This window comes from Variovorax paradoxus, from assembly GCF_902712855.1.
GTDB classification, from domain to species: domain Bacteria; phylum Pseudomonadota; class Gammaproteobacteria; order Burkholderiales; family Burkholderiaceae_C; genus Variovorax; species Variovorax paradoxus_Q.
Window position 1 is genome coordinate 3216504 of the sequence record NZ_LR743507.1, and the last position, 17064, is coordinate 3233567.

At 69.2% G+C, this 17064-nt stretch carries 14 protein-coding genes; 8 read left to right on the top strand and 6 right to left on the bottom strand.

Annotation, left to right across the window (positions count from 1 at the left end; translation table 11 throughout):
• Position 1: 1 nt before the first annotated feature.
• Both AACL56_RS14750 and def read left to right on the top strand, forming a co-directional pair.
• Positions 2-427 (top strand): hypothetical protein, encoded by a 426-nt coding sequence (locus tag AACL56_RS14750; RefSeq protein ID WP_339090550.1) that lies wholly within the window; start codon positions 2-4, stop codon positions 425-427.
• 44 nt (positions 428-471) lie between these two features.
• Positions 472-1011: a peptide deformylase gene (gene def, locus AACL56_RS14755; protein ID WP_339090551.1), complete on the top strand. Its 540-nt coding sequence runs from the start codon at positions 472-474 to the stop codon at positions 1009-1011.
• Positions 1012-1020: 9 nt separating this feature from the next.
• On the opposite strand, the gene AACL56_RS14760 is transcribed toward def, so the two are convergent.
• On the bottom strand, positions 1021-1416 hold the full coding sequence (locus AACL56_RS14760) for a DoxX family protein (protein ID WP_339090552.1): 396 nt from the start codon (positions 1414-1416) through the stop codon (positions 1021-1023).
• A gap of 177 nt (positions 1417-1593) precedes the next feature.
• Between AACL56_RS14760 and AACL56_RS14765 the strand changes: the two genes are divergently transcribed.
• The 4 genes from AACL56_RS14765 to AACL56_RS14780 all read left to right on the top strand — a co-directional run bounded on the left by AACL56_RS14765 (position 1594) and on the right by AACL56_RS14780 (position 6464).
• Positions 1594-2637: an amino acid ABC transporter substrate-binding protein gene (locus AACL56_RS14765; protein ID WP_339092878.1), complete on the top strand. Its 1044-nt coding sequence runs from the start codon at positions 1594-1596 to the stop codon at positions 2635-2637.
• A 132-nt stretch (positions 2638-2769) separates the two neighbouring features.
• Positions 2770-3777, top strand: a complete 1008-nt coding sequence (locus tag AACL56_RS14770) for an amino acid ABC transporter permease (RefSeq protein WP_339090553.1) — start codon at positions 2770-2772, stop codon at positions 3775-3777.
• The gene (locus AACL56_RS14775) at positions 3774-4829 is read left to right on the top strand and encodes an amino acid ABC transporter permease (protein ID WP_339090554.1); all 1056 of its coding nucleotides are present in this window, start codon (positions 3774-3776) and stop codon (positions 4827-4829) included. The genes AACL56_RS14770 and AACL56_RS14775 overlap by 4 nt, the downstream gene beginning before the upstream one ends.
• A 273-nt stretch (positions 4830-5102) precedes the next feature.
• Positions 5103-6464, top strand: a complete 1362-nt coding sequence (locus tag AACL56_RS14780; protein ID WP_339090555.1) for a homoserine dehydrogenase — start codon at positions 5103-5105, stop codon at positions 6462-6464.
• Between the two features lie 3 nt (positions 6465-6467).
• Here the strand turns inward: AACL56_RS14780 and AACL56_RS14785 are convergent, their stop codons facing one another.
• The 3 genes from AACL56_RS14785 to AACL56_RS14795 are packed head-to-tail and all read right to left on the bottom strand — an operon-like array spanning position 6468 to position 9231.
• A complete protein-coding gene (locus AACL56_RS14785; RefSeq protein ID WP_339090556.1) occupies positions 6468-6875 on the bottom strand; it encodes a PPC domain-containing DNA-binding protein in 408 nt (135 codons plus the stop codon).
• A gap of 11 nt (positions 6876-6886) precedes the next feature.
• Positions 6887-8551, bottom strand: a complete 1665-nt coding sequence (pgm, locus tag AACL56_RS14790) for a phosphoglucomutase (alpha-D-glucose-1,6-bisphosphate-dependent) (protein WP_339090557.1) — start codon at positions 8549-8551, stop codon at positions 6887-6889.
• A complete protein-coding gene (locus AACL56_RS14795) occupies positions 8548-9231 on the bottom strand; it encodes an HAD family hydrolase (protein WP_339090558.1) in 684 nt (227 codons plus the stop codon). Before AACL56_RS14795 ends, pgm begins: the two co-directional genes overlap by 4 nt.
• Positions 9232-9410: 179 nt before the next feature.
• Between AACL56_RS14795 and AACL56_RS14800 the strand changes: the two genes are divergently transcribed.
• Positions 9411-9653, top strand: coding sequence for a hypothetical protein (locus AACL56_RS14800; RefSeq protein WP_339090559.1), 243 nt, complete (start codon positions 9411-9413; stop codon positions 9651-9653).
• A gap of 246 nt (positions 9654-9899) precedes the next feature.
• Entirely contained in the window at positions 9900-11270 is a 1371-nt protein-coding gene (locus AACL56_RS14805; protein ID WP_339090560.1) for a putative bifunctional diguanylate cyclase/phosphodiesterase, read from the top strand.
• Positions 11271-11324: 54 nt separating this feature from the next.
• Here AACL56_RS14805 and AACL56_RS14810 read toward each other — a convergent pair whose 3' ends face one another.
• Complete coding sequence (locus AACL56_RS14810) at positions 11325-15743, bottom strand: cellulose biosynthesis protein BcsC (protein ID WP_339090561.1); 4419 nt, start codon at positions 15741-15743, stop codon at positions 11325-11327.
• Positions 15719-17044, bottom strand: coding sequence for a cellulose synthase complex periplasmic endoglucanase BcsZ (gene bcsZ, locus AACL56_RS14815; RefSeq protein WP_339090562.1), 1326 nt, complete (start codon positions 17042-17044; stop codon positions 15719-15721). Before bcsZ ends, AACL56_RS14810 begins: the two co-directional genes overlap by 25 nt.
• Positions 17045-17064 lie beyond the last annotated feature (20 nt).

Sequence of the window (17064 nt, forward strand, 5' to 3'; positions counted from 1 at the left end):
CATGCAAAAAATTCGAGTTCTTGGTGCCTGCGTTGCACTCGGCGGCGTTGCGCTGCTGACGGGTTGCGTGGGCGTTCCCGGCGACCCGTACTACGCGGGTGGCTACAGCGGGGGCTATTCTTCGGGGCCTTACTACAGCGAACCGGCACCGGTCGTGGTGCCGGCACCCGTGTACATCAACGGTGGCGGCTACTACGAGCGTCGCCCGTACTATGGCGACCGCCCTTACTACGGCCGCCCGGGCTATCCGGCGGTGCGACCGGGCTATCCGGCAGGCCGTCCGCCGAACTGGAATGGCGGTGGCCGGCCCCCGGTCGTTGCGCCGGGACGTCCGCCAGTGGGCGTGCCGGGGCAGCAACCGGGCCAGCCGCGCGGCAACGCGCGACTGTGGACGTCACCCGACTCCAAGGGCCAGACGCCTCCCTGATCCTGCCGAAGGCGCAGGCGCGAGGCTGTCGCGATAATCCCGCCATGGCCATCCGCGAAATCCTCAAGATGGGCGACCCCCGGCTGCTGCGCATTGCGCAGCCGGTTCCCGCCTTCGACACCGACGAACTGCACCTGCTGGTGCGGGACATGTTCGAGACCATGCATGCCGTCAACGGCGCCGGTCTTGCGGCGCCCCAGATCGGCGTGGACCAGCAGCTTGTGATCTTCGGCACGGACGTCGTCAATCCCCGCTATCCCGACGCACCGCCGGTGCCGCGCACCGTGCTGTTGAACCCCGTCATCACGCCGCTGGATGACGAGGAAGAAGAGGGCTGGGAGGGATGTCTTTCGGTGCCGGGCCTGCGCGGCGTGGTACCGCGCTTCTCCAATATCCGCTACACCGGGTTCGACCCTTACGGCGACCCGATCGACCGAGTCGCCACCGGCTTCCATGCGCGCGTGGTGCAGCACGAAGTCGATCACCTTCTCGGCAAGCTGTACCCGATGCGGGTGCGCGACTTCTCGCGCTTCGGCTACACCGAGGTCCTGTTCCCGGGCCTCGATGCAGCGGACGACGACTGACCTGCCAGGTCAGTTGTATTTGCTGCTCAGGGCGAAGCGGCCGCCGCCCATGAAGGCCAGCGCGAGCGCCGCGAACAGGAACATGCCTTGCAGTTCCAGTGCCCAGCCGCCTTGCTTGCCGAGCGAGGTCAGGTCCTTCATGTGAACCAGTGCGAACGCCACCAGCATGTTGATGACCACGATCCAGGCGGCCGGCCGCGTGTAGAGGCCGATGATCAGCAGCACGGGCGCCACGATCTCACCGATGTAGACCAGGTAGGCCAGCGCGCCCGGCAGCCCGTGTTGGGCCAGCATGCCGGAGATGAAGCCGACGCCGCCTTGCAGCTTGGCGATGCCGTGCAGCAGGATGAGGACGCCAAGCGAAACGCGCAGGATGAACTTGCCGGTGTCGTCGGATTTGACCATTTGTGTAGGTTCCAGTGGAAGTGATGAGAGGGCCGTATGGTAGTGAACCTGCGGCGTTTTCAGCCAGTGATTTGCGAGGCCATGTCGGCGCATATGCATCCAACCGGGCGTTCTTTGGCAGAGTCGGGCACCGGCCCGTACACTGCCTTTTGCTTTCTGTTGAGGAGAACTCCAATGATGAAGAACCGATTTGCCGGCCTGCGTCCGGCACTGATGGCCGCCGCGTGCGTGGCCGCGCTGGCCTGCGCGGCACCGGCCTTCGCCGGCAAGACGCTCGATGCGGTCAAGCAGCGCGGCACCGTCAAGTGCGGCGTGACCAACGGCGTGGCGGGCTTTTCGGCGCCGGACACGCAGGGCAACTGGTCGGGCCTCGACGTCGACACCTGCCGTGCCATTGCTGCAGCCGTGCTGGGCGACGGCAAGAAGGTCGACTTCGTCCCGCTCAATTCGCAGCAGCGCTTCTCGGCCCTGCAGGCCGGCGAGATCGACATCCTCGCGCGCAACACCACCTGGACGCTCACGCGCGACGCTTCGCTGGGATTCAACTTCACCACCATCACCTACTACGACGGCCAAGGTTTCCTGGTGCCGAAGAAGCTCAAGGTGACGAGCGCGAAGCAGCTGAAGAACGCGACCATCTGCACGCAGTCGGGCACCACCAACGAGAAGAACGTGTCGGACTATTTCCGCGCACAGGGCATCCCGGTCAAGACCGTGGTTTTCGAGAGCTTCGAAGCCTCGTTCAAGGCCTTCTTCTCGGGCCGCTGCCAGGCCTTCACGACCGATGCCTCGGCGCTGGCGGGCCTGCGCAACAAGGAAGCGCCGAACCCCGACGACTACCTCATCCTGCCCGAGCTCATTTCGAAGGAGCCGCTGGCGCCGCTGGTGCGCCGCGGCGACGACGAGTGGTTCGCCATCACCAAGTGGGTGCCCAACGCGCTCATCGAGGCCGAGGAGTTCGGCGTGACGCAGGCCAATGCCGACCAGCTCAAGGCCAGCAGCAAGGACCCGGCGCAGCAGCGCCTGCTGGGCACCGGCGAAGACCTCGGCAAGCTTCTGGGCCTCGACAAGGACTGGTCGTTCCGCGCGATCAAGGCCGTGGGCAACTACGGCGAGATGTTCGAGCGCAACGTCGGGCCGAAATCGGTGCTGAAGCTGCCACGCGGCTCGAACAACCTCTGGAGCAAGGGCGGCCTCATCTACGCACCGCCGGTCAGGTAGTGGCTCCCGCAGGCTTCGCGCACTTCGCATCGCTGCGTCTTCCCCCTCGCCGGGGGCCACACCTGTTGCTTGGCAACGCCGGTTCCGCGGTGGTCCCGGCCCGGACTGTGGGTGGCACCGGAGGTCGCGGCGATGCGTAGCGCCGCGTCCGAGTCGTCTCGCCGCGGTGCCTGGCTGGCCTGGGTCGTCCAGGCGGTGCTGGTGCTGGCCGTCGTGGCCGGCGCCGTCTGGGTGGTGCATCACGCGCTCGAGGTGCTGCGCGCGCGCGGGGTCCGCTCGGGCTTCGACTTTCTCACCGAGCCTGCGGGCTTCTCGATCAGCGAAGGCTGGCTCGACTTCGATGCAAGCCAGCCCTCCTGGCGCGCGTTTCTCGCGGGCCTGATCAACACGGTGCGCGCGGCGGTGCCGGCTGCCATCTTCTCGGTGGTGCTCGGCACGCTGATCGGCATCGGCCGGCTGGCTCCGCACGTGCTGCTGCGCGGCATCTGCACCGCGTATGTCGAGTTGCTGCGCAACGTGCCGCTGCTGGTGCAACTGCTGATGCTGGCCTTTGCCATGGCCAACCTTCTGCCCGATCCGACCGAGCCGGTGCGCCTGCTGCCGGGCGTGTGGCTGAGCAAGGGCGGGCTGAGCGTGCCGTGGCCGGTGTCGGGCGAGGGCGGCTGGTGGCCCACTCATTTCGAATTTCCCGAGCGTGGTGACTTCGGCGTGAGCGGCGGCGCCGCGCTGAGCCCGGAATACGTGACGATCGTGGCGGGGCTGAGCTTCTACTCGGCCGCCTTTGTCGCGGAGATCGTGCGCGCCGGCATCCTGTCGGTGTTGCAGGGGCAGGTGCTCGCGGCGCAGGCACTGGGGTTGTCGCCGGTGCAGCAGCTGCGCATCGTGGTCCTGCCGCAGGCGCTTCGGGTGATCGTGCCGTCGCTCACCAACCAGTTGCTGAGCCTCACCAAGAATTCGTCGCTGGCGGTGGCGGTGGGCTATCCGGAACTGGTGTCCGTGGCCAACACCACCATCGGCTCGAACGGCCGCGCGTTCGAGTGCATCGCGATCATCATGGCCGTGTACCTGCTGCTGTCGCTGCTGATTTCCTTCGGCATGAACCGCTACAACGCGCGCGTCGCGCTGCGAGGCTGGCGATGAGGAGCGTGGTGCAAGGTCCGATCGCATGGCGCAAGGAACTCATCGGTTCGCCGCTGCGCGCGCTGGCCACGGTGCTGCTGCTGGCGCTGCTCGCGTGGGGCGGCTTCCATCTTGTCGAATGGGGTGTCGTGCATGCGGTGTTCCGGCCCGACGCCGAGGCCTGCCGCGCCGTGCAGCACGGCGCCTGCTGGGGTGTGGTGGCGGAGAAGTGGCGGCCGATGCTGTTCGGGCGCTTCCCCTACGAGGCGCAATGGCGGCCGGCCATCGCGGTGGTGGTGCTGTCGGCCGTCACGGTGCTCAGTGCCTGGCCCCGCAGCTGGCGGTGGTGGCTGGCGCCGTTGTGGGCCATCGCGCTGCTGCTCTTCGTGGCGCTGATGCGCGGTGGCGTAGCGGGCCTCGAACACGTGCCGACCAGCCGATGGGGCGGCCTGCCGCTGACCATCGGACTGACCGTGGTCGGCCTGGCACTGGCATTTCCGCTCGCGTTGCTGCTGGCGCTGGGCCGCCGTTCGGGCTGGCCGGTGGTGCGCACGCTGAGCGCGAGCTACATCGAACTGGTGCGAGGCGTGCCGCTGATCTCGGTGCTCTTCATGGCGTCGTTCCTGCTGCCGCTGCTGTGGCCCGCGGGCTGGCAACCCGACGTGCTGGTGCGCGTGCTGGCCGGGCTGACGCTGTTCGTGGCGGCATATCTGGCGGAGATCATCCGCGGCGGCTTGCAGGCCGTGCCGCGCGGGCAGACCGAGGTGGCCATGGCGCTGGGCTTCGGCCGCTGGCCTGTGCAGCGCGACATCGTGCTGCCGCAGGCGCTGCGTCTCGTTGTGCCCGCCCTCACCAACAGCGTGGTCGGCACGCTGAAGGACACCTCGCTGGTCACCGTGGTCGGCCTGTTCGAACTGACCGGTGCATTGGGATTGGCGCTCGGCGGCGACCCGACGTGGCGGCCGTTCTATCTCGAGGGCTACCTGTTCATCGCAGCGGTGTACTGGGTGCTGTGCTTCGGTCTCTCCCGCTACAGCGTGTGGCTCGAGAAGCGGCTGTCGGCCGCGCCCTGAGCCGCGGGCCGCACGGCTCCTGTACACTCCGGGCCTTCATGTCGAGCCCACGCTTCCACCCCGCATCCAACGCCGCCCTCATGGGTCGCATGATGCCGCCTGCCTCCGCGCAGGCGATGGTTGTTGCTCGAATGATTACCACCATTACCACCGCGGTCACCTGACACGCGCAGGTGGCCGTTCCGGCAGCCACCTGGTGTATCGCTCTCTCCCCGAACGAATCGAACCCAGCTCTGGCAGCTGGGTTTTGTTTTTTTGTCCGGAGAAGAGTCCATGTACCGTGATCCCGTTGAATCCCTCGAGCCCCTGCACAGCCGCCCTGCGGTGAACCGTACCCTGCGCGTGGGAATGATCGGTATCGGCACCGTCGGCTCCGGCACCTTCAAGGTGCTGGCGCGCAACCGTGCCGAGATCGCGGCCCGCGCGGGGCGTCCGATCGAACTGGTGATCGTGGCGGCGCGCAACCTGGCGCGTGCTGCAGGCGTCGTGGGAGACAGCGTCGTGCTGACCGCCGACGCCATGCAGGTGGCCACGCATCCCGATGTCGATGTGGTGGTCGAAGTGGCCGGCGGCACCGGGGCTGCGCGCGACTGGGTGCTGGCGGCCATCGCGCACGGCAAGCATGTGGTCACGGCCAACAAGGCGCTGCTGGCGGTGCATGGCACCGAAATCTTTGCCGCCGCGCGGGAAAAAGGCGTGGCGGTGGCCTACGAAGGCGCCGTGGCCGTGAGCATCCCGATCATCAAGGCGCTGCGCGAAGGGCTGGCGGCCAACCGCATCGAGTGGGTGGCCGGCATCATCAACGGCACCACCAATTTCATCCTCAGCAAGATGCGCGACGAGGGCCTCGACTTCGCCGCCGCGCTGGCCCAGGCCCAGGCGCTGGGCTACGCCGAGGCCGACCCGAGCTTCGATATCGAAGGCATCGACGCCGCGCACAAGCTCAGCCTGCTCGCAGCCAACGCCTTCGGCATGCCGCTGCGCTTCGCCGACGCGCAGGTCGAAGGCATCACCGCACTGGCGGGCCTCGACGTGGCCTGCGCCGAGCAACTCGGCTACCGCATCAAGCTGCTGGGCGTGGCGCGCCGGCAAGCAACGGGCGTGGAACTGCGCGTGCAGCCCGCGCTGGTGCCGGCCGGCCACCTGCTCGCACACGTGAACGGCTCGATGAATGCCGTCATGGTCAAGAGCGACGCCGCGGGTCTGACGATGTACTACGGCGCTGGCGCCGGCTCGGAACAGACCGCGTCCGCCGTGATCGCCGACCTGGTCGACGTGGCGCGCCTGGACGGCGTCGATGCCGCACGCCATGTGCCGCACCTGGGCGTCCATGCGCATGCGACGAATGCGCTGCCGGTGCTTCCACGCGCGGCGGTGCACACATCGCACTACCTGCGCGTGCCGGTCGCTGCCGCCAGCCACATTCAGGCGGTGACCGCGTGCCTTGCGGAGCAGCGCGTGCCGGTGCTGCAGGTCGCGCTCGCGGAAGAAAAACCCGGCGTGGGCGCACAGGTGCTCGTGCTGACCGGGCCGGTGGCGCAGGGCACGCTCGACCTGGCGGTGCACGCACTGCAGTCGCGCGCCGAGGTCGCCGGCGCGGTGGTCACGCTGCGCGTGGAGCCGCTGGAAGGCTGAGCGTCAGGTCTTGCGCCGCAAGTCGTGCGGCGCGAGTTCGGCATAGCCTGTGAGCGGATCGTGCGCGCGCGCGAACTGCCAGTCGGGCAGCACCGCGACCAGGATCTCCGCCGTGGTGCGAACCGTGCAGCCCGGTGCTGCGTGTCCGCCGCAGACCTTGCCTTGCGCGTCCGATACGCCGATGTGGATGTGCGAGCCGTCGGGCGACAGGCTGCCGGCCAGTGTGAGGATCTCCAGGTCGCCTTCGATGCGCGACGGGCTTTCCGCACCCGCGAACCGGATGCTCGCGCCGCGCAGGCTGCCGATGCCCGACAGCACGAAGGCGGCCCCGGTGCCGTCTTGCTCCATGGCGAGGTCGAGCGACGCGCGCAGGTCGTCGCCCGGGTTCAGCCGCAGCACCAGGGTCTGCATGGCGTGCCGGATCAGGAGCCGGAGAGCGCTCCGTCGACCACGTGCTGGGCTTCTTCGAGGATGCGCGCCAGGTGCTCCTTGCCCTTGAAGCTCTCGCCGTAGACCTTGTAGATGTTCTCCGTGCCCGAGGGGCGCGCCGCGAACCAGCCGTGCTCGGTCACGACCTTCACGCCACCGATGGCCGCGCCGTTGCCCGGTGCATGGCTCAGCACCTGGACGATCCTGTCGCCCGCCAGTTCGGTCGATCGGATCTGCTCCGGCGACAGGCTGGCCAGCCGCTTCTTCTGCTCGACCGTGGCCGCCGCGTCGACCCGGTCGGACACCGGCTGGCCCAGCGCCTGGGTCAGCGCGGCGTAGCGCTCGCCCGGGTCGCGGCCGGTGCGAGCCGCGATTTCTGCCGACAGCAGCGCCGGCACGATGCCGTCCTTGTCGGTGGTCCATACCGCGCCGTCCTTGCGCAGGAAGGTCGCGCCCGCACTTTCCTCGCCGCCGAAGGCCAGCGACGCATCGACCAGGCCGTCGACGAACCACTTGAAGCCGACCGGCACTTCGTACAGCCTGCGTCCGAGCCGCGCAGTGACGCGGTCGATCATCTGGCTGCTCACCACCGTCTTGCCGACCGCCGCCTGCGCGGGCCACTGCGGGCGGTGCGTGTAGAGGTAGTCGATCATCACGGCGAGGTAGCTGTTGGGCTGCATCAGGCCGCTGCTGCCCGCGACGATGCCGTGGCGGTCGTGGTCGGTGTCGCAGGCAAAGGCGATGCTGAAGCGGTCCTTGAGCTCGATCAGCTTGTGCATCGCGTCGGGCGAGGACGGGTCCATGCGGATGCGGCCGTCCCAGTCGAGCGACATGAAGCGGAAGGTCGGGTCGACCTCGCGGCTCAGCACGTTCAGCCGCGAGAGCTTGTATCGCTCGGCAATTGCCGGCCAGTAGCGCACGCCCGCGCCGCCCAGCGGATCGACACCCAGGTCGATGTCCACGCCCCGGATGGCGTCCATGTCGAGCACCTGTGCCAGGTCTTCGACGTAGGTGTTCAGGTAGTCGTGCCGGTGCGTGGTCGAGGCACGCAGGGCCTGCGCGAGCGGCATGCGCTTCACGCCCTCGAGACCGTTCGCCAGCATCCGGTTGGCCGCGGCCTCGACGGCCGAAGTGATGTCTGTGCCCGCCGGTCCGCCGTTGGGCGGGTTGTACTTGAAGCCGCCGCTCTCGGGCGGGTTGTGCGAGGGGGTGATGACGATGCCGTCGGCCAGCCCGGTCGTGCGGCCGCGGTTGTAGACCAGGATCGCGTGCGACACGGCCGGCGTGGGCGTGTACTCGTCGTCCTTCGAAATCATCAGCTCGACGCCATTGGCCGCGAGCACTTCCACGGCGCTGGCGAAGGCCGGCGTCGACAGCGCGTGCGTGTCGATGCCCAGGAACAGCGGACCGTCGATGCCTTTCTGCCGGCGGTGGTCGCAAATGGCCTGACTGATCGCCAGCACATGCCATTCGTTGAACGCGTCGTCGAACGACGAGCCGCGGTGTCCCGAGGTGCCGAAGGCCACGCGCTGGCTCGCCACGGCCGGGTCGGGCCGTCCTGTGTAGTAGGCCGAGATCAGCCTGGGCACGTCGACCAGCAGGTCGATCGGTGCAGGTTGGCCGGGCTTGGCCGCGAGGGAGGAAGTGGCTTGGCTCATGTCGGTGGAAAGTCGAGGTTGATCAGGTCGCCGATGCGTTCGATGGTGATGTCGGCCGGGGCGTAGGCGGCAATGGCCTGCGCGTCCAGCGCGTAATGCCCCTGCCGCACGAAGACCGTGGTCAGGCGCGGTCCCCAGATGGCCTTCATGGCCGAGAGTATGCGCAGCTTGTCGTCGATCATCACGTAGTGCGCGGCAGGGTGGCATTGCGCGATGGTGTCGAGCATCTGCTCCTTGTGCACGTAGATCAGCACGCGTCCTTCGGTGGCGTCCCACAGGCCCGAGCGCTGCACCTTGCGCGGCTGGAACACCACGTCGCCGTCCGACAGGATCACCGTGGGTCCATGGCGACGCAGGTGCTTCAGCGCCTCCAGCGCGCCCGGGTAGAGCCGGTCGGCGAAGGGGTAGTCGATGAGGAAGCCGGACATCAGCAGCAGGCGCGAATCGCTCATGCCGCTGTGGCTCTCCGCGGCGCGGTAGCGCTGAAGGGCGCCGAGGTAGTCGACGTAGCCGAGCTCGTTGCGCAACTGCTCGAAGGCGCTCCAATAGCGGGCGGCACTGTCGGCGCCGAAGTTTTCCTCGAGATGGGTGCGGAGGTCGGCGATGACCGCGTCGTTGTCCAGCAACGTGTTGTCGACGTCGATCAGGAAAACGGTGGAAGCGGGTGGCTGTGGTGTCATGAAGATGGTGTGGCCTGTCGCGCGCCCGCGGCGCGTCGCTTTCAGCATACGCCTCGAATACGGCAACGGCTCCCGGCGCGTGAATTTGTTGATGTGTTGCGGCGCGCTGCCTTACCCTGCGCGCCAGGGGTGCCTTCGGAATTGAATGAGCCGGCCCCCGGTTTCAAGGAGCAAGAACGATGCACATGACGAATGGCCGACACCGGCCCGGCCTGCCCGCTGCGGCCCTGGCGCTGACCCTGGCCCTGGCGGCCTGCCAGTCGCCGCCGACGGATCGGCCGCTGACTTCCGAGGTGCCCGAGCCGCCGGGCTTTGCCGCACCGCCGGAAAGCTGCCAGGCTGCCGCCGTGCGCTTCGGCGTCGGATTGCGGGCCAGTCCCCAGCTGATGGACGAAATGCGACAGCGCGCGCGGCCCGCGTGATGCGCAGCGTGCCGGCCGCCGAGGTGGCCGGTCCGGTGCAGGACACCACCCGGCTCAACGTCCAGGTCGACCCCTCGGGCCGCATCGTCGGTGCGTACTGTGGCTAGCCGGGCAACTGCCGCGGGCGTCTCGGTGCATGCACGAGTGTTGTTCGCACACCGCGCCTGTAACAATTCATGGCCCTAAAACGCAGAACGCGCTGAATTGAGAGAACAATAGTCCGCGAGTTTCCGGAGCCACAGTCCCTTGTCGAACAAGCAAATCCCAGTCTCTCTGCCGTCGTACTACGACGGCTCGGCACGCCTTCCCCCGGATGAGGTGCTGCGCCCGCTCATGGCGGATTGGGCCCGCGCGGGCAAACGTCTGGCCGCCGTCTGCTACATCGACGTCGACCGCTTCGCCGAACTCAACGATCGGCTGGGCATGGTGGCCGGCAATGCCGCGCTCGAGGAAGTGGCCCGCCGCATCAAGTCCCAACTGCCGCGCGAGAGTGTCATGGCGCGCGTGGGCGGAGACGAGTTCGCGGCCGTGTTCGCGGGCCTGGGCACCTCGCAGTGCGCGCAGGTGCTCGAGCGCATCCAGACCGCGCTCGCCGAGCCGTGGACCTGGCAGAGCCAGCCTGGCAGCCTGGACGCCAGCATCGGCGCCATGATGCTCGACAGCAATGGTCCTCCGCCCGAAACCGCACTGCGCCAGGCGCAGCACGCGGCCTTCTTCGCCAAGCGGGCGGCCGACGGCAAGGTGCATTTCTTCGATGCGCCGCAGGCGCGTGCCGACGAGCAGGTGGTGCGCGAGCGCCAGCGCATCCAGGAAGGCCTGCTCCAGGGGGAGTTCTTCCTGGTCTACCAGCCCAAGGTCGACATGCAGCGCGGCGTGGTGGTGGGCGCCGAGGCGCTCATCCGCTGGCAGCATCCCGAGCGCGGGCTGCTGCCTCCAATTCAGTTCGTGCCGCTGATCGAGGACGACGCGCTGGTCGAGCAGGTCGGCGACTGGGCCATCGCAACCGCGCTCTGGCAGGCGCACCAGTGGCGCCAGGCGGGCCTGCAGATCTCGGTGAGCGTGAACGTGGCACCGCGCCACATGATGCGCTGGGACTTCGTCGATCGCCTGGCGCGCCACCTGTCGCAGTTTCCGAAGCTCGGCGCCGGCATGCTCGAGCTCGAGATCCTCGAGACCACGGCCATCAGCCAGTTCGCGAACGTGGCGCTGTTCGTGGAGGCCTGCAAGACGCTGGGCGTGGCAGTCACCATCGACGACTTCGGCACCGGCTATTCCTCGCTGACGTACCTGCGCCAGTTGCCGGTGTCCGCGGTGAAGATCGACCAGTCCTTCGTGCGCGGCATGCTCGACAACGACCAGGACCGTGCCATCGTGCAGGGCATCCTCGCGCTGCTGCACGCGCTGGGGCTGACCGCGGTAGCCGAGGGCGTCGAGACGGTGAAGCAGGGCGAGGCGCTGCTCACCATGGGCTGCACGCTGGCCCAGGGCTACGGCATTGCGATGCCGATGGCCGCCAAGGACATGGTCAAGTGGGTGGCGCAGTACGAAAGCGCGCCGCTGTGGGGCCGCGACGAGTGGCCCGGCGTGGCGGCGCTGCCTTCTTCCGACACGGCCTGACCCGTCCGGCGCTTGCAGCCAACCCGGCCGCCTTGGCGGCCGGTCGGCCGAACGTCAGAGCAGCGGGGTGTAGGGCGACGTCATCGGGTTCAGCGAGGTGCCGCTCCCGCTGCCGTAGCCGGGCACGCCGATGCTGCTCGAGCCGCCGAACACATAGCGCAGGTAGACACTGCCCGTGAACTGCCGGTAGTTCTGCGCGTTGTTGAAGCCCAGCGCGCCGCCCAGGAACATCTTCGGTGCCAGCTGGTACTCGAGCACCGCGGCCAGGTTGTAGGCCAGGCCAGTCTTGGAACTGCTCGGGTACATGCCGTTGTACAGCGTGCTGTTCAGGCCCAGCGCCAGCGCCAGGTTCGACACGGCCGCCGCGTCGCTGTTGCGCGAGGGCGCCGTCGGGAAGTAGGGCGTCGACTTCTGGGTGAACGACTGCACGCCGAGCGACGCGTTCACGCGCCACGACAGCCGGTCGCTGCGGCCGGTCCAGTCGACCGGGAACGCCACGCTCACGAAGCTTTGGGGGCTGAAGTAGCCGCCTTGGCCGAAGGTGTAGTAGCTCAGGTTCTTCTCGTAGCCCATCAGCCCGATGTTCATGCCCAGCGTGAGCTTGGAGCTCGCGGTGTTCATCAGGTGCAGGTAGGCGCCGCCGCCGGTTTCCACGCGCGAGTTGCTGGTCACGTTCTTGCCCGTGAGGCCATGCGCCGCCAGGTAGCTGTAGACGCCGTAGGTGCCGTCGTCGTAGCCGAGGTCGCCGCGCACGCCGGTCGCGACCACGCCGCCCCAGCGGTCGCCGTTGCGCTCGTCCTTCGCGCCGGCGAACGACAGCACGCTGTCGGTCACCGCACGCCGGGAGATGTCGGCCTTGTAGTTCCACGAGTCGCCGAAGCTGCCCTTGAAGGTCACGTTGCCGACCACGTTGGTGGTGGGAAAGCCCAGGGGCGTCGTGCCGATGCCGGCATCGAAGTTCTTGCCTTCGTAGCCCACGTTCAGGCCGACGCCAGATGCGTTCTGCTGGCCCGGCTCGGTGTTGTTGAACAGCGAGTTGTAGGTGGCCGTCGGGCCGCCGCCGAAGCGGCTGAGCGTCGAGTAGGTGTTGGAGGGCGTGCCGGCGTCCAGCACAGTCGGCGTCACGCCGACGACGATCTTGCCTTCGCCGACCGGGAATCGCGCCTGCACCGGCAACTGGAAGTCGGACAGCCGGCTCAGGCCGGCCTCGCCGGCGCGGTTGCGGTAGACCGTGCCCGCGGTGAGGCTGACCGCACGCTGCGACTCGAGGTCCTGCAGCTCCGACAGCAGCGGGTTCGCAGGCGCGGTGCGCAGCGGTGCGTTCCAGCTCGGTTCCTGGCGCGGCGTGTTGGCCTGAGCGTACGCGGCATTGGCCTGGGGGTAGGCCGCAGGCGGATAGCCGCCGGGCTGCGCTTGCGGAATGTAGACCGGCGCGCCCTGCTGCGTGCCGGGCACCGGGTACTGGGGCAGGCCCTGCATCGACGGTGCGACGTAGGCCGAGGCCTGCGGCACGTTGTTGGTGTTCGCGTTGTTGCGCGCGGTGCGGCTCGACGACTTGTTGGTCGTCGTCGTGCGGCCCTTGGCGGTCGGTGCCGGCGCGGCGGCTCCCCAGGGCAGGGCGCCGGGCGGGTAGGCATTCGGCGTACCGGCCGCAGGGTAGGCCGGATAGGCCTGTGCCACCTGGTTGGCCGGGTAGGCCGCCGGATACGCTGCGGGGTAGGCCGCCGCAGGGTAGGCCTGCTGTGCGTAGGCCGGGTTCGCAGCCGCCGGATACGACACCGGCTGCATGCGCGCCTGCGCGAACGGATTGCCGTTGGCCGGTGGGTAGCCTGCGGGAACGGCTGCGCTCGGCGCGCCGCCCGTCATGCCGGCGAAGGGGTTCGCCGCAGGCATCTGCGTGGGCATGCCGCCCTGCGCGAAGCCGCTGCCGGAGGCGACCTGACGGTCGGCTTCCACCGCGGCGCGCAGGTACTGCTCGGCCTTGCGGCTTTCGCCGGCGTTGCGGTAGACGCGGCCGGCCGCCGCGAGCACGCGCGACTGGTCGGGCGCCTGCTTGAGCGCGGCCATCACGTAGTTCTCGGCCTCGCTGTGCTCGCGCTGCGCGCTGGCGCTGGCCGCGGCGGCAAGCAGGGTGTCGAGATCGGTCGGGTTGCGCTGCAGGATGCGCTGGTACAGCGCCAGCGCCTGGCCTTCGTCGCGCGCCGCCGAATACAGGCGCGCCAGCGCGGCCATGGCCTGCGGGTCGTTCGGCCGCTCGGCCAACACCGGCGCCATCGCGTTGTAGGCCGCCTCCAGGTTGCCCGCCTCGCGCAGGGCATCGGTCTGGCGCAGTGCGAAGGACACGCGCAGGTTGTCGAAATCGCTGCGCTGGCTTGCGGTCATGTTGACGCTGGCCAGTTGGCGCAGCACCGCCGACAGCTCGATGTCCTGCTTGGTCTTCAGCAGCACCGACGCATACAGCAGCCGGTCGCCTGTGCTCGGCGTGGGCGAGCGGGCGAGCAACTGGCGGCTCATGGCCAGGGCGCGCGGCGCGTCGCCGATCTCGGCATAGGCGCCCGCGAGCTGGCCCCAGAGTTCGGCCGGCATGTCGGTGCTCAGTGCCGACTCGGTCTGCGCCAGCACGCCGCGGGCCGCATCGACCTGGCCCTGGCGTGCCAGCGCCTGCGCGCGTGCCGCCTGCGACTGCGCCCAGAGGCGGCGCTGGAGTGCCGCCATGTCGCGCGTGCGCGAGCCGGCGGGAATGCGTTCGAGGTATTGGATGCCCGCGGCCGAGTCGCCCGTTTCCGAGGCGAGCAGGGCGCTGGCGTACAGCGCGTCGGGCATGTCGGGCTGCGACATCAGCAGCCCTTCCATCACGCCGCGCGCTTCGGCCACCATGCCCTGCTTGCGGTAGATGTTGGCGAGGTCCAGCCGCACCCAGGGGCTGTCGGGCGCAGCCAGCATCGCGTCTTCGAGCGTGCGTTGCGCACCGGCGGCGTCGCCTGCGTCAGCCTGCTGGCGGGCGCGGTTGCGGGCCTGGTCGACCTGCAGGTTGCGCAGGCCGCCCAGTTGCGTGGCCTGTTCCGGCGTAAGGCGGCGCGACAGCGCCAGTGCTTCGTCGGCACGGCCGGTCTGGCCGTACACCGAGATCAGCCCGCGCAGCGCCTGCGTGTTCTGCGGACGGCTTTCGAGCACGCGCTTGTAGCCCTGCTCGGCCTGCGCGAAGTCGCCGGCGGCGGCGCGCAGGTCGGCCAGAGCGTTCTGGCCCACGGGCTCGCGCGCGTCGATGCGCACGGCACGCTCGTAGAGCGATTGCGCACCGCGCAGGTCGTTCTTGCCTTGCGCGGCGCGGGCCTGGCCGACCAGCACCCAGTAGCTGGCGCTCTGGAGCGCCGAATTCCACTTGCTGCCGCCGCCGCGCACTGCGCGTTCCAGCAGTTCCTGCGCCTCGGCAAAGCGCTCCTGGCGCATCCGCACCAGACCCAGGCCGCCCAGGGCCTCGGTGTCGTCGGACTTGTTGCGCAGCGCCTGCTGGAAGCGCTGCTCGGCAGTGCCCGCGTCGCCGCGGTCCAGTGCCTTGAAGCCTTCGCCCACGGGCACGTCGGGTGCGTTGGCGGCAGCGGTCTTGGCGGTGGTCAGCGTTTCCAGGCGGGCCGCCACGGCGGCGTCGGTCTGGTTGTTGCTCAGATAGTCCTGGTACAGCGGAATGTCGGGCTGCCGCGCATCGAGCCAGATCAGCGCCTGGCGCCAGGCGGCCTTTGCGGCACCGGCCACGGTGGGCTGCTTCGTCAGCTCGACCAGTTCGCGGATGCCCGCGCGGCGCGTCGGCTCGCTGTAGGTCTTCTGCTGGGCCAGGGCCAGCTTGTAGTTGGCGTTTTCCGGGTGGTCCTTCACCAGCTGCTCGAGGCCGCGGCGGCCTTCGTCGGCGCCCTGCGGCGTGCTGGCCAGCGCCTGGTAGTACTCCAGCGCGAGCGCTTCCGGCGGCGGGCGATTGTCGAACTGGCTGCGGTACAGCTCGACGGCCTCCGCGGCGCGTCCGGCACGCGCAGCGGCGCGGGCGCGCTGCAGCGTGCTCTGCTGGCCGGCCGGCTGCTGCGACTGTTGCTGCAGGCGCGCCAGTCGCGGATCGTTCGGGCTCGCGGTGCGCAGCCGGGCGATCCAGCTGCGCGCGGCCTCGGCATTGCTGCGCGAGAGTTCGACCTGCGCCATGCCGTACATCGCATCGGCCGACTGCGGCTGCACGCTCAGCAGCTTCTTCCAGCTTTCCTCGGCAAGGTCGGCGCGGCCCTGGGCCTGCCAGTAGTTGCCTTGCTCGATCAGCGCCGCGCTGGCATCGGCCTGCGCATGCGCGGGATTGGCGGTGCACAGCGCTGCGAGCATGCCGAGGCAGGCCATCCATTGCTGCGACTGCGCCGACAGCAGAAAGGGGCCCGGTGCACGGAAGGCGCGGAAAGAGCGACGCTGAGGCTTCAAGCCGGTCGATTGGGACGGCATAGCGTTCTCCATGAGGGTTGCAGCTGGCCGTTACGGCCGAATTCGTACCGGCCGTCGAGCCATGCCTGACCGAAAAGCAACAAGCACTGTTCGTAATAGGGCAAGGGCGCCACGGGCGGCGTCGTTGCGTTGGGGACCGGGGGCGGGGTGCGGCCGCCGGGCACATGGGCGACCAGCGACGCGAGCGCGTCGGTGGCGTCCAGCGACTTGAGATACGGCAGCATCGCGCCCGAGAAACCGAGCGGGGCCATGCCGCGCACGGCGCCGGTGACGGTGTCGACGTACTCGGGCACGGGATGGTTGTCGGCCAGCAGCTGGCGCGGGCCGCGCAGGTTCAGCAGCAGCATCTTGCGGGCCGGGTCCTTGTCGGACAGCATGCCCGCCCAGAGGTAGGTCCGGATGGCGTCGTAGCTGCCGGTGGCACCCTTCACCGGATCGGCGACGAAAGCGCGCGAATCCTGCGACCAGGCGCACCAGTCGGGCGCGAAGCCCTTGGGCGTCACGCCGCCGAACATGCGCAGCGTGTTTTCCGTGACCTCGTGCCACGGGCCCGCTGCGTCGTTCTGCTGGAAATAGCGCAGCAGCTGCAGCGGCATGTAGCTCGGGTTGAGACGCCACAGCGGCCCGCTGGCAGCCGACTTCGGCCATGGCAGCAGCATGCGGCCGAGGCCTGGCACCGAAATGACTTCGTCCTTCACCACCAGCGCGAGCAGGCTGCGGCCGAGCGCACGGTAGTTGGCATCGTTCCAGAGCCGGCCGCCTTCCATCAGCGCATAGGCGATCCACAGGTCGGCATCCGACGCCGCATTGGGGTCGAGCACGCCCCATCCGCCTTCGGGCTTGCGGCCCCACTGCCACGCCGGCAGCTGCTTGGCCAGGCTGCCGCCAGAGAGGTTGGCCTCGGTCCAGGCCAGCACGCGTGCGAAGGTGGCGCGATCGTTGTGCACCAGCGCGAAGAACATGCCGTAGGACTGGCCTTCGGACGTCGATTGCTGTTGCGGCGTGTTGAAGTCGATCACCCGGCCATCGGGCTGGATGTGGCGAGCGGCGAAGGCGGCCCAGTCGGTGGCCGGATGGCAGGCGGGGGCGGGCGCCGCGGCAGCAGGCGCCGGAGCAGGCGCCGTCGCTGCGGAGGCCGCGGCCGCCGGCGGCCTGGCGGCGGCCGGCGGACTGGAAGGCGCGGCCGGCTGTGCGGCCGCCGGAGCGGCCGCGACCAGCTTCGGCAGGGCAAGCGCGAGGCCGGCGGCGCCCAGCAGGGCGCGGCGGCCTGCGAGCCGGCCATCGAACGGTTCAGCGGTCAAGTTGGGCAGACGTCGCATGG

What these genes read in the sequence shown, in the direction of transcription:
- AACL56_RS14750 (WP_339090550.1), top strand. Translation starts at nt 2, where the DNA reads ATGCAAAAAATTCGAGTTCTTGGTGCCTGCGTTGCACTCGGCGGCGTT.
- def (WP_339090551.1), top strand. Translation starts at nt 472, where the DNA reads ATGGCCATCCGCGAAATCCTCAAGATGGGCGACCCCCGGCTGCTGCGC.
- AACL56_RS14760 (WP_339090552.1), bottom strand. Translation starts at nt 1,416, where the DNA reads ATGGTCAAATCCGACGACACCGGCAAGTTCATCCTGCGCGTTTCGCTT.
- AACL56_RS14765 (WP_339092878.1), top strand. Translation starts at nt 1,594, where the DNA reads ATGAAGAACCGATTTGCCGGCCTGCGTCCGGCACTGATGGCCGCCGCG.
- AACL56_RS14770 (WP_339090553.1), top strand. Translation starts at nt 2,770, where the DNA reads ATGCGTAGCGCCGCGTCCGAGTCGTCTCGCCGCGGTGCCTGGCTGGCC.
- AACL56_RS14775 (WP_339090554.1), top strand. Translation starts at nt 3,774, where the DNA reads ATGAGGAGCGTGGTGCAAGGTCCGATCGCATGGCGCAAGGAACTCATC.
- AACL56_RS14780 (WP_339090555.1), top strand. Translation starts at nt 5,103, where the DNA reads ATGTACCGTGATCCCGTTGAATCCCTCGAGCCCCTGCACAGCCGCCCT.
- AACL56_RS14785 (WP_339090556.1), bottom strand. Translation starts at nt 6,875, where the DNA reads ATGCAGACCCTGGTGCTGCGGCTGAACCCGGGCGACGACCTGCGCGCG.
- pgm (WP_339090557.1), bottom strand. Translation starts at nt 8,551, where the DNA reads ATGAGCCAAGCCACTTCCTCCCTCGCGGCCAAGCCCGGCCAACCTGCA.
- AACL56_RS14795 (WP_339090558.1), bottom strand. Translation starts at nt 9,231, where the DNA reads ATGACACCACAGCCACCCGCTTCCACCGTTTTCCTGATCGACGTCGAC.
- AACL56_RS14800 (WP_339090559.1), top strand. Translation starts at nt 9,411, where the DNA reads ATGCACATGACGAATGGCCGACACCGGCCCGGCCTGCCCGCTGCGGCC.
- AACL56_RS14810 (WP_339090561.1), bottom strand. Translation starts at nt 15,743, where the DNA reads ATGCCGTCCCAATCGACCGGCTTGAAGCCTCAGCGTCGCTCTTTCCGC.